This is a genomic window from Clostridium niameyense, assembly GCF_001243045.1.
Taxonomy (GTDB): domain Bacteria; phylum Bacillota; class Clostridia; order Clostridiales; family Clostridiaceae; genus Clostridium_F; species Clostridium_F niameyense.
This window is the reverse complement of the sequence record NZ_LN849007.1, coordinates 660,763-674,090: the sequence shown is the minus strand read 5'-3', so window position 1 is coordinate 674,090 and position 13,328 is coordinate 660,763. Positions and strand designations below refer to the sequence as shown.

Here is a 13,328-nt window from a genome sequence, read left to right as displayed (position 1 = left end):
TCTTCACTTCTAATATTTTAATATTAAAAATTATATTTTACTAAATATGTTAACATATTTAGTAATAATATTCAATAATACTATATTAATTTACTCTCTCATTTTGGCTCCCATCAATTTTCATTCTATACAAATTCATGGTTAAATCTTTGGTATCTAAATAATAATAATATATAAATGGTTCTACTATATCTAGCCCTACAGCATTAGTTTCTATTAATAATCTATTATCATTTCCATCAATTTTTGCTCTATAAATGCCTTCTTTATCATTACCAACATAATATATGTAATCATTACTTATACATATCTCTCTTGAACAATCTTGTTTTATTAAAAGCTGTCTATTTGAACCATCTAAATTCATTTTATATAGATAATTTTCACCTTCAGAAATATTACAATAATAAATACTATCATTGTAAATTATTACATTACTACAATTGTCTTCATTAAGCTTTTCTGTGTACATTCCATTTTTAATCATTCTATATAAAGTAAAACCCTCATCTTGGTTTATAAAATATATCCACTCTTTATGAACTTCCATAAATATTTTACTATTAACATCATTTAATTTCTCTTTTTCAAAATTATCTAACCTTATTCTATGTATACTATAATTATCTTCAGAATTTAAATAATACAAGAAGGGTCCTTGTATTTGTAGATTAATTCCTTTAGTATTTTCTAAATCATTTTTCTCTTCACCATCTTTATTCATACTATATATTTGAAAATTATTTTTACTAAAATCCCCCATATATTCAGAATAAAAAATTTTATTTTCACATAAAACTAAGTCATAAACCGTAGTATCTGTTAATTTTTCTCTATAAGTTCCGTCTTTTTTTATTCTGTAAAGACAGCTTTCACCTTCATTACCTTTATAATTTATATAATATATCCATAAATCATCTATCCATAAGTTACTAGCAAAATCATCTGAAAGTTTGTATTTTATAGATTTGTCTATACTCATCTTCCACATCTCACCATATGGGCTATATCCCACATAAGTATAAAACTTTTTATTCCCACTATAATAAATCCAATTACCTTCTTTAACTACCCTATTTCCGTTATTTACAACTTTATCTTTTCCAAGAAAAAACTTTATCTTATTTGCTCCTTCAAGCTTTCTTCCCTCTTTTGAATATATTCCGTTTTTAAACTCTAAAACATATTCTCCTGAACTTTCATCTTGTATATTTAACTTTATATTTAATATATTTTTTTCTTGTAATTTTACCTTAAAAAGTATATTATTATTTTTCATATCTTTTATAGATATGTTATCTTCATTTATATATTTCCCATCTATTGATTCATTAAATTTTATATTAACTTCTACCAAATTATTATTCATGTTCTAAAAATCCTCTCATAACATTCTTAAACTTTTATCTAGTAAATATATACGACTAATACTTCTAAAAACTTTAAATACAACAATAACTATAGTTTTCTATAAATATTACTATATTTCCTTCAAACTACATGAAGCAAATCATAACCCCAATATTATTTCTCTTGTAAGATAAAAAAACATCACTATATTATTATGAAAAATAAAATAGTTTAAATCTAACTCTTGACAAATATTTATAAAAGTATTATTATGTAATTGTTAATGATTATCATTTTCATTTTGTTAGGAGTGATGGTATGAAAAAAATAAACATAATATATTGGAGCGGTACAGGCAATACTGAAACTATGGCTCAAGCTATAGAAAAAGGTGTAAAATCAAAATCTGAAGAAGTAAAATTAATCAACGCAGAAGATGCTTCTGTTTCTGATGTAACTTCTGCAGATGTAGTAATTTTAGGTTGTCCATCTATGGGAGATGAACAACTAGAGGAATCTATTATGCAACCCTTCGTGGAATCATTAAAAGATAGTGTTTCTGAAAAAGAAATAGTCTTATTTGGTTCTTATGGTTGGGGTGACGGCGAATGGATGAGAAATTGGGTTAAAACAATGAAGGGCTATGGTGCAAAACTTTTAAATGAAGGTTTGATACATCAAGGTGAACCTGACGACGATTGCTTAAACCAATGCATAGAATTAGGTAAAACTATAGCTTAATTTAAATATTTAATTTAAAACTATACAACATAACTAAGTTAAAATCAGTGCAAGAATATTATAATCTATAAATTCTCTGTCCTCCAGACAGATAATCCTATTGAAAATTATCAATTATCAATTATCTTTTATCTTTATTTGTATAGATTATGTATTTATTGCACTGACTTTTTTATTTCAAGTATTATAATATTAATATTATGATACTTGAAATTTATTTGTAAAATAAAAAGAATAGTTTTTATAAAATTGAAACTATCCTTTTATCCATATTAGTTAAGCTATTATATTATCTTTATCTAGTTCATTCTCTTTAAAGACCACCTACTTCTAAAGATCTTCCATTGAAGGATTTCTTTTCGGACTTTTCCGCTTGTCTTTGTTCTCTTAAACGTGCTGTCATTTCTTTTCCCTTTAAAGCTCTCCTTACATAAACTACTCCTGTAACCGCCGATATTATATCTGAAACAGGATATGCAATCCATGCACCTTCTAATTTAAATATACTTACTAGTATAAATAATACAGGTATAAATATTATCATTTGTCTATATACAGATAATATAAGAGATATTCTTGCTCTTCCTAAAGATTGATAATAATATATAGCCACATAATATATACCAATAGTAGGAAAAACAGATATTATTATTCTAAATGCCCTAACTGTTTCTTTCAAAAGAACTGTTTCTTTTAAGAATATACCTATTATACTACTTGAGAATATCAACATTATAAGCCACAATATTGATGTTGCCGCAGTAACTGCTATAATACTTTTTATTACTACTTCACGAACCCTTTTGTAATTTTTAGCTCCAATATTAAAAGCTGCTAAAGGTTGCATAGCTGAAGTTATTCCCATAACCGTTATAAATAAAAACATAGATATTTTTGTAGTAGCTCCTACAATAACTATGGCATTATCTCCACCATAAACTGATAATATATTATTTAATATAATAGCTACTACCGCGTCGGATATTTCTATTATAAAAGATGAAAATCCTACACCTATAATTGAATTTAATATGTCTTTTTCTAAATTAAATTTAAAATCTATAGTTAAACCTATTTTTCTCTTTACTTGTAAAAATTTATATAATGCATATATAAAAGATATAAACTGAGAAATAACTGTAGCTATTGCAGCTCCCTTTATTCCTACAGAAAAATGCATAACTAATATATAGTCTATTATTACATTTAGTAAAGCTCCTAAGCTAGTTGCTTTAAGGGTTATATTTGTATACCCTAATGAAGTCATTATATAACATATAACTAAAGTTAAACTTTGAAATAATCCTCCAAATATAACTATAGAAATGTACTCATTGGCATAGGGAAACATAGATTCGCTAGCACCTAATAAATTTTTTATCATAGAATTTTTGAAAAGAGCAATTAAAAATGTTAAACTTACCATAATTATTATAGTAATATTTATTGAATTTAAGATCACAGATCTTAAATTATCATAATCTTTTTTTCCTAAGCATCTTGCTACTGCAGTAGAAGCTCCCACTGCTACCATCATCCCTAAAGCCGCTATAAGTCTTTGTACCGGAAATGCTATAGTTAAAGCTCCTATAGCTTCTGGACCTATGGCTATACCCGTAAAAACTGTGTCCACCATATTGTAAAGTTCCATAACTAGTAATGATATCATAGCTGGAACTGCAAATTTGAATAACGCCTTTTCTACCTTAACTTTCGAGAAAACCTTATAGTCAATTCCCATATTATGCACCTCGTTTTATTATTTATATTATAAAAGTTATTTTTATTACTCATTAAAATCCTCTCCTTAAATAATGTATAAAATTTAACTTCAAAACTATAAATATTTCTTAAATTTCTATTATATATTAAGTATACTATTTATACTCTATACTTTCATTCACTAAAGTAAGGACTATGAAGGCATATATCTAAGAACTTTCATTTTTCTTCATTATTAAAAAAGTACAAAAAACACCTACTTTAAGATGTTTTTTGTACTTTTTGTAAAGTAATTAATATTGCACCATACCCCTCTATCCTAGAAACTATATTATATACTGGGGTTTTTCTAGTAAAACCTAATTTTATATTAGGAAAAGAAGTTTTTAGTAAAATCTCCCTTTCATATTCATCAATCCTTTTAGGTTTTCCTAAAGATAGCCAATTATTATAAGAAGAACCTTTCTTTTCATCTATTTTATAAGTTATTACTTTGTAAGTGTCCTCTAATCCCGCTAAATTTATAGAAAATTTCTTTTCTACTGTATTTTTTAATCCCCTTTTTTTATATAAATCCTTTAATGAAATTAAATCCCTAAGTTCATCAGTATAAGTATAAAGTAAAATTTCTATGTCATCATCTTCTCTTGTGATAATATATCCTTCACCTTCATCTATAACTTCACTACCCAACTTAGATAGAAGATAGTATGAATAGTATGAAGGTTTTTTTATTCCTTGTCTGCTTATAATTCCGGAACCACCATAAAAAAGTTCATTATTTATATATTCTCCTCCATATATCTCATCAAATAAGGTTAAAAATATTACATTAGATTTTTCATTTAAATATTTATTTATAATATATGGAATCATGTATGCAGTATCATATATTAAATTTACTTTATTATAATTTATATTCCAATATAAAATATTATCCTTCCCAAACTCTTCTAATATATCTTTTATGTCTTCTATATAATCTTTTGATAAATCCTTGTCTATATAAAATCTCCACTTCTTAATTTCATTTTCCCCAAAAAAATCACTAAAATAATCAATAAAATCCTTTAAAAGACTAATCAAAAAATTTTTATCCTTTATAGAATCGTCTATAAGTATAGCTGGAATTAATTCTATTTTATATAAAAGTTCAAATAACTGCCTTACTTCGTACCAATTAAAAAACTTATCTTCCTCTTTTAAAAATACATTCATATCTTGAGAAAATATATTTTGTACTAAACCATACTCACAATGTACATATTTTTGAAATTCCTGAACTAATTTATAATGCTTTCCTTTTAAGACTTCCTTTCCACTACCTAAATTAATAATATCATACCAAATTTTTTCAAGATCTTTTCCTTCTTGTGATAAATCTGCATGTATTCTTATAATTTTCCCCTCATAATTAAATCGAGGATAATCCTCTAAATAATATGTAAGTTCTTGTAGAGCATCTTTTACATTCAACATTTCAAATTGTTTTAAGGATTCGTAAGTCCCCTCATCTAATTTATATTTTTTTCTATATTGCATAGGTGTACATTTATAATGTTTTTTAAAATGTTTATTAAAATATCTAGTATGTGAAAATCCTAATTCTTCTGAAATCTCAGATATAGTTTTATCTGTATCTAAAAGCAATTTTATGGCCTCTTCTACTCTTGTTAAGTTTACAAAATCATTGAAACTATATCCAACTTTATTTTTCATTTCATTTGATAAATATTGAGAACTTAAAAATTCCATTCTAGCAACATCTTGTATGCTTATTTTACTATTATAATTTGAATAAATATATTTTATTATCCTATCATATCTTTCAAATTGAACTTCATTTACCTTTAATTCTTCTTCATCATATATTAAATAATGAAAATTATTTATAAGGTGATATAAAAGATCTACTAATGTTTCCTCTACAACATCTTCATAATCATCTCCTTTTTGTGTTAATTCACAAAGCAAAATTGATAGATATTCTCTTAATATTTCATACTTCTCATCCTTTTGAGCTTCAGGCATAGAAAAATCTGTATAAAAAAACATATTTTCTATATTGTAATATCTATTAAAAAAGGAGGTATTTATTTTAAAAAGTAACACTTCATTATTAGGAGTAATAGTTTTCATACTATGTGCTTCATAAGGATTTATTATTTCTATTTCTCCTTTATTTACTCTATGAGTTTCCGTTTCTATGGTTACATTTATACTACCCTTAAGTACATATATGATTTCCATATCCTCATGCCAATGAATGGGATATCTTTTTATATTTATTAATTCTACTTTTATTGGAAAATCATTAGGGTAATCTATAAATTCTTTAGGCATATTATTCCTCCAAAACTCTCTATTTTAATAATATAATTATATCCTTTGTAAAATTTTAAAGCAATCATGGTTAATTTTATGGATAATTATTAAAAATATACATAAATTTAAGGGCAGCTCTTTATCAGAACTACCCTTAATTGATTTTATTCTTCCCAACTTTTAGCTTTTGATATAGCTTTATGCCATCCTTTAATTTGTACATTTCTCTTTTCTTCTTCCATTTCTGGTGAAAAGCTTTGTGAAATTGCCCAATTTTGCTTTAATTCTTCTCTATCCTTCCAGTATCCTACTGCAAGTCCTGCTAAGTATGCTGCTCCCAAAGCTGTAGTTTCTACTACTTTTGGTCTATCTACTTCAACATTTAATATATCTGATTGGAACTGCATTAAGAAATTATTTTGACAAGCACCACCATCTACTTTTAATGCTTTTAATTCTATTTCTGAATCTTCTTCCATAGCTTTTAATACATCATAAGTTTGATATGCCATAGATTCTAATGCAGCTCTTATAATATGTTCTTTTTTAGCTCCTCTTGTAAGTCCTACTATAGTTCCTCTTGCATAAGAATCCCAATAAGGTGCTCCAATGCCAACAAAAGCTGGTACTAAATATACACCATTTGCATCTTCTACTGCCATTGCATATTTTTCAGATTCTGGTGCACTTTTTATCATTCTAAGTTCATCTCTTAACCATTGAATAACTGCTCCTCCTATAAATACACTCCCCTCTAAGGCATATTCAACTTTTCCATCTATCCCTACTGCTATAGTAGTTAATAAACCATTTTTAGAATCTACCGCTTTTTCTCCTGTATTCATTAGTAAGAAACAACCAGTACCATAAGTATTTTTCGCCATACCTGGTTTAAAACAGGTTTGTCCAAATAAAGCCGCTTGCTGATCTCCTGCATTTCCTGAAATAGGAATAGAAGTACCAAATAATATATCATCGGTTTCACCATATACCTCACTTGATGGCTTTACTTCTGGTAACATAGATTTCGGAATGTCAAATAGTTTTAAAAGCTCTTCATCCCACTTTAATTCATGTATGTTAAATAACATAGTTCTAGAAGCATTTGTGTAATCCGTTACATGAACCTTCCCTTTAGTTAAGTTCCATATAAGCCATGTGTCTATTGTACCAAATAGTAAATCTCCCTTTTCTGCAAGTTTTCTTGCACCTTGTACATTATCTAGTATCCATTTTATTTTTGTAGCTGAAAAATAAGCATCTAAAACTAATCCTGTTTTTTTTCTTATGATTTCATCTAACCCATTACTTCTTATTTCATCGCACATAGCTGAAGTTCTTCTACATTGCCATACTATAGCATTATACACAGGCATCCCTGTATTTTTATTCCAAACCACAGTAGTTTCCCTTTGATTTGTAATACCTATACCTGCAATTTGCTCTGGTGAAATTCTGGCAATATTTAAAGCTTCCCCTGCAACTCCAGCTTGTTTTCCCCATATTTCTAGTGGATCATGTTCTACCCAACCAGCTTTTGGATATATTTGTTTAAACTCTTTCTGAGCGACACTTACAACTTCCCCTTTTTTATTAAATATAATACATCTTGAACTTGTAGTTCCTTGATCTAAAGCCATTATATATTTTTCTTTTTCCATTATAAACTCCACCTTTTCTTAAAATTCCTCAATTTTATAATAAACTAATTAATAATAAATAGATAGTTAAAACACTAATTTGAATAATATAGCTCCACCAATTCCTCCTAAAATTGGTGCTATAACTGGTATCCAAGCATAGCCCCAATCTGAATCTCCTTTTCCCTTTATGGGTAATATACTATGAGCTATTCTTGGAGCTAAGTCTCTAGCTGGATTAATTGCATAACCTGTAGGTCCTCCTAAGGCAAGTCCTATAACTACTATAAGTAGTCCTGCAGTTAATGCTCCAAACCCATCTGCCATTTTAGCTTGTCCTAACCCCATTAATCCAAATACCAATAAAGCTGTTACTAAAAACTCAGTTAAAAAATTTGCTTTAGTATCCCTTATAGCTGGAGCTGTACAAAATACTCCAAGCTTTGTAGATTTATCTTCTGTTGCACCCCAATGTGGAAGATATGTAAGCCAAACTAGAGTTGCTCCTAAAAAACCTCCAATCATTTGAGCTATTATATAACCTGGAACTTGAGACCAAGAAAAATTTCCTATTACTGCATTACCTAATGTAACTGCTGGATTTAAATGAGCCCCACTTACACCTCCAAAAATATAAACAGGTATAGCCACTGCTAATCCCCAAGCCAGAGTTACCACTATCCATCCACCATCTTTACCCTTACTTTTATTAAGAGCTACACTAGCTACGACTCCATCTCCTAGCCATATTAAAATCATGGTTCCTAAAAATTCAGCCATTAAAGTAGACATTTTTATCCTCCTTATTTTAGATATTTCTTCTCTCGTTATGTAAACGTTTGTAAAAAAGAGATAAAAATAGAGCCACTTATAGACTATATAAATCTAATTGGCTCTCTTCTCTCCGCCTTTTTATATTATGTTTTTACGTCTTATATGTTATCATAATTTTTTTTGTTTTTCAACAAGTTTACTTTCTTATTTACAAAAAATAAAAATATTTGCTTATAAATATAATTAAATTATATTTGTAAGCAAATATTAACCTTTAAATCTTATTAACTAAGCAAACACACACAACTACTATTTATTATATACTTTTAGTATTTTATTAGTTATAAAATATCCTATTAATGTACCTATAAACAATAAAATATAAATTATAAGTAAACTAGACTTGGTACTTTGTTCATATTGTACTGCATTTGAATTAATGGTAGATATTAGCACTCCAAAACAAATAGCTACTCCCCATTTAAATATAGGTTCTAAAGATTTAAATATTAATATACTATTTATATTTTCTAACTTAACTTTATTATATATAGTAACAGCTAAAATAAAAACTGCTGTTATTAATGCAACCAAAATTATTACTTTTTTACCGTAATTTGAATATACAAATATAGATCTATTTCCACCTAACCATGTATAATCTGATCCAGGAACACTATAAACATTCATATGGTTTATTATATTATTTATTTTTACATAATTAGGATTATTAAATGATATATTTAATTGCATTCTTATTACATCTAATAGATAACATGCTAATCCATAAGGAACTATGAGTATTATAGGTGCCGTTATAGTAGCTACAAAATATTGGCCTATCATAGTATGAATAAGCACTATAAAACTAAAGAAAAATATAGTAAATAAAAAATTTATTAAGAACCATGCAGGTACATCATAATACGTAGTAAATATATACTGAGTATTTGAAAAATAAAATATTGTGGTTATTATAAAGTTTATAAAATATGGTATAAAAATACTTAAAACTCCTACTTTAAATTTAGTAACTATTATATCTTTTCTTTTAAAAGGCATAGACGCCATTAAGCTATAAGTAGAATCTTGTTTTTCACCTTTAAAAAGAAGTATTGAAAATAATAATACTAAAACTAACATCAACATAGCACATGAACCATAAGAGCGCATTAATTGTACATTAAACCAATATTTATTAAATATAAACTCAGGATCAGTTTTTAATAGATATTTATCCCTATTTAATGAACTAATTAAATACCTAGTCTTGCAAAAAAATAAAGAGCAAGTCATAAGTATCGCCATCCATTTTCCAACTTTCCATTCCTTGTAAAACAGAGGATCTTTACATAATATCTTCATATTCTTCTCCTCCTTCCGTAGAGTAAATAAACATATCCTCTAAACTTAAATCTATTTCTTCTATAAATTCTGCTCCATTTCCCATTAATTTTTCTTTAAGTTCTTTTGTATAATTTTTAGTTATTATATAATTTATCCTACCTATATTTTCTATGGTCATTACTTCTTTATACTTTTTAATTTCATTTATTATAGATTTATCTTTAAATAAAACTTGAAGTTTTTTTATACTATTTTTCATATTTTCTATATTATTTATATACTTTATTTCACCTTTTTCCATAATAGCTATAGAATCACATATTCTCTCTAAATCCTCAAGATGGTGACTAGATATAAATATAGTTGTTCCTCTTTTTGAAACCTCATCTACTAATAGATTTATAACTTTTCTTTTTATAATGGGATCTAATCCTGATGTGGGCTCATCTAAAATTAATATTTCAGGATATATACTTAAATTCAACATTAATGAAACTCTCATCTTCATACCCTTAGAAAGCTCCCTTATTCTTTTATTTTCTGATATTTTAAATATTTTATTTAACTCTTTAAATCTAGTATAGGAAAAAGATTTGTAAGTCATAGAATAAAATTTTATAAGTTCTTTTATTTTAAAAGAGTTATAATACTGGCCCTCTGCAGCTATATATCCTATTTTTTCTTTTATTTTAGGATTTTCAAAGACCTCTTCTCCTTGTACTTTTATACATCCCTTATCTTGTTTGTATATACCTGTTAAACATTTTATTAATGTAGTTTTTCCTGCACCATTTTCTCCTATAAGTCCAAATATAGTTCCTTTTTTAACTTCTATATTTATATTTGTTAGTATATTTTTTTCTCCTAAAGTTTTATATACATCCTTAACTTCTATCATCTTGTCACCTCCCCATCTAAATCCTCATATATATTATTTAACATTTTTATAAATTCTTCTTTGTTTATGCCTAAATACTGAGCCTCTATTAAAAGCTGTTTTAACTCTTTTTTTATAAAATTCATTTTTTCCTCATCCACCTTTGGCTTAAAATCTGAAATATAAGTACCCTTTCCCCTCAGAACTTCGATAATTTTCTCTCTCTCAAGCTCTTTATAAGCTTTACTTACCGTATTAGGATTTGTAGTTATCATTATAGCAAGCTCTCTTACGGAAGGAAGTTTATCCCCTGGCTCCAATATTCCTCTTACTATATTTTCTTTTATCCCATCTATTATTTGTTCATATATGGGCTTACTACTCCTACTGTCTATTTTTATCATGAAGTCACCTCCTTAATTATTGGTTCACACCTAGAAATTTTACTATATTGAATTAAATATAAAATATTATATTTTTTATCTTAAAAAGCACTTATTATTGCAATTTTGTTTTGTGTAATTTATTTTTAATACATAATATAAAAAAACAGGTGTATATTGTGTATTAAGTGTACTATGCCGAGTAGTACACTTATAATATACCTTTTTTACATGTATTTGTCAACAGTATTTTAACTTTTTTATTTTTTGTAACCTAAGTTACAGAATTAAAATTCCTTTTCCTATACAATTTATTTAAAGTTAATAAATGAATTTTAAAAACTAAATTTTTAATATATGGAGGAATAAAATATGAGCATGTTTTGTTATCAATGTCAAGAAGCTGCAGGAGGACGTGGCTGTACTGTAAAGGGAGTTTGTGGTAAAACAGAGGATATAGCCAAAACTCAAGATCTACTTATATATATAGTAAAAGGAATCTCTATTTACAATATTAAAGCTAAAGAAATGAATATTTTAAATAAAGAGGCTGATAAATTTATAGTAGAAAGTTTGTTTTCCACTATAACTAATGCAAATTTTGATAAAATAGACTTAAATAAAAGAGTCCAACAGGGTCTAAAAATAAGGGGAGAATTAAAAGAAGCTATTGTAAAAAAAGGTGGCTCTGTAGAATCAAATGAAAATAAAAGTTGGAGTAGAAAATTCTTAAACTTACTAGGCATAAAAAGTAACAAAGAAGAAGAAATTCATGACGCTGCAATTTGGGCTGCAAAGAACCCTAAAGATTTTGAAGAAAAAGCTGAAACTGTAGGTGTATTAGCTACTGAAAATGAAGATATAAGATCTTTAAGGGAACTTTTAACTTATGGATTAAAAGGAATGGCTGCTTATTTAGAACATGCAAATAACTTAGGTTATGATGATGATAATATTCATAACTTTATGCAAAAAGCCTTAGTTGCTACATTAGATGACTCTCTTTCTCAGGATCAATTAATAGCTTTAGTTTTAGAATGTGGAAAATATGGTGTTGATGTTATGGCACTACTTGATAAAGCTAATACTTCAACTTATGGAAATCCAGAAATAACAAAAGTTAATATAGGCGTTAGAAACAATCCTGGTATATTAATAAGTGGACACGATTTAAAAGATATGGAAGAACTTTTAAAACAAACTGAAGGAACTGGAGTAGATATATATACTCATAGTGAAATGCTTCCTGCTAATTATTATCCTGCATTCAAAAAATATAAACACTTTGTAGGAAACTATGGTAATGCTTGGTGGAAGCAAAATGAAGAATTTGAATCCTTTAATGGACCAATACTTATGACTACTAATTGTATAGTTCCACCTAAAAATTCTTATAAAGATAGAATTTATACTACAGGGGTAACTGGTTTTGAGGGTGTTAAACATATAAATAAAGATAGTAATGGTAAAAAAGATTTTACAGCTATTATAGAACATGCAAAAAATTGTACTCCACCTACAGAAATCGAAAAAGGTGAAATAATTGGAGGATTTGCTCACAATCAAGTATTATCTTTAGCAGATAAAATTGTAGATGCAGTAAAAAGTGGAGATATAAAAAGATTCTTTGTTATGGCTGGATGTGATGGAAGAATGAAAAGTAGAAATTATTATACAGATTTTGCAAAATCACTTCCAAAAGATACAGTTATATTAACAGCTGGTTGTGCTAAATATAAATATAATAAACTTAATTTAGGAGACATTAATGGAATACCAAGAGTCTTAGATGCAGGTCAATGTAATGATTCTTATTCTTTAGCAGTTATAGCTCTTAAATTAAAAGAAGTATTTGAACTTTCTGATATAAATGAATTACCAATATCTTATAATATATCTTGGTATGAACAAAAAGCTGTTATAGTATTACTTGCATTACTTCACCTTGGCGTTAAAAATATACATCTAGGTCCAACATTACCAGCTTTTTTATCAGCGAATGTAGCTAAAATATTAGTAGATAATTTTGGCATAGGAGGTATTTCTAACGTAGATGATGATATAAAAATGTTTATGGAATAAATATTTAAAATTTATTTGTAATATTTATTTTAAAGCATATAATAATATTACTATATTAAAATTCATCTTTTAGAAAGATAGGGTGAT

10 protein-coding genes are annotated in these 13,328 nt (G+C 26.9%); 2 read left to right on the top strand and 8 right to left on the bottom strand.

All coding sequences use genetic code 11. The annotated features are described in order from the left end of the window. Positions 1-85 precede the first annotated feature (85 nt). Positions 86-1,369 (bottom strand): DUF5050 domain-containing protein, encoded by a 1,284-nt coding sequence (locus BN1711_RS04145; protein ID WP_050606924.1) that lies wholly within the window; start codon positions 1,367-1,369, stop codon positions 86-88. A 299-nt stretch (positions 1,370-1,668) separates the two neighbouring features. Between BN1711_RS04145 and BN1711_RS04140 the strand changes: the two genes are divergently transcribed. After that, the gene (locus BN1711_RS04140) at positions 1,669-2,091 is read left to right on the top strand and encodes a flavodoxin (RefSeq protein WP_050606923.1); all 423 of its coding nucleotides are present in this window, start codon (positions 1,669-1,671) and stop codon (positions 2,089-2,091) included. 313 nt (positions 2,092-2,404) lie between these two features. Here BN1711_RS04140 and BN1711_RS04135 read toward each other — a convergent pair whose 3' ends face one another. The 7 genes from BN1711_RS04135 to BN1711_RS04105 form a co-directional block, all read right to left on the bottom strand. After that, positions 2,405-3,832, bottom strand: a complete 1,428-nt coding sequence (locus tag BN1711_RS04135) for an MATE family efflux transporter (protein ID WP_050606922.1) — start codon at positions 3,830-3,832, stop codon at positions 2,405-2,407. 242 nt (positions 3,833-4,074) lie between these two features. Beyond that, positions 4,075-6,156, bottom strand: a complete 2,082-nt coding sequence (locus tag BN1711_RS04130) for a helix-turn-helix domain-containing protein (protein ID WP_050606921.1) — start codon at positions 6,154-6,156, stop codon at positions 4,075-4,077. A 146-nt stretch (positions 6,157-6,302) separates the two neighbouring features. Then, positions 6,303-7,799 (bottom strand): glycerol kinase GlpK, encoded by a 1,497-nt coding sequence (gene glpK / locus BN1711_RS04125; RefSeq protein WP_050606920.1) that lies wholly within the window; start codon positions 7,797-7,799, stop codon positions 6,303-6,305. A gap of 66 nt (positions 7,800-7,865) precedes the next feature. Beyond that, positions 7,866-8,570 (bottom strand): MIP/aquaporin family protein, encoded by a 705-nt coding sequence (locus tag BN1711_RS04120; RefSeq protein ID WP_050606919.1) that lies wholly within the window; start codon positions 8,568-8,570, stop codon positions 7,866-7,868. Positions 8,571-8,861: 291 nt separating this feature from the next. Next, positions 8,862-9,917, bottom strand: coding sequence for an ABC transporter permease subunit (locus BN1711_RS04115; protein ID WP_050606918.1), 1,056 nt, complete (start codon positions 9,915-9,917; stop codon positions 8,862-8,864). Further along, positions 9,901-10,797, bottom strand: coding sequence for an ABC transporter ATP-binding protein (locus BN1711_RS04110; protein WP_050606917.1), 897 nt, complete (start codon positions 10,795-10,797; stop codon positions 9,901-9,903). Before BN1711_RS04110 ends, BN1711_RS04115 begins: the two co-directional genes overlap by 17 nt. Continuing rightward, positions 10,794-11,180, bottom strand: coding sequence for a GntR family transcriptional regulator (locus tag BN1711_RS04105; protein ID WP_050606916.1), 387 nt, complete (start codon positions 11,178-11,180; stop codon positions 10,794-10,796). Before BN1711_RS04105 ends, BN1711_RS04110 begins: the two co-directional genes overlap by 4 nt. A gap of 351 nt (positions 11,181-11,531) precedes the next feature. On the opposite strand from BN1711_RS04105, the gene hcp reads away from it, so the two are divergent. Continuing rightward, the gene (gene hcp / locus BN1711_RS04100; protein ID WP_050606915.1) at positions 11,532-13,241 is read left to right on the top strand and encodes a hydroxylamine reductase; all 1,710 of its coding nucleotides are present in this window, start codon (positions 11,532-11,534) and stop codon (positions 13,239-13,241) included. Positions 13,242-13,328: the final 87 nt, after the last annotated feature.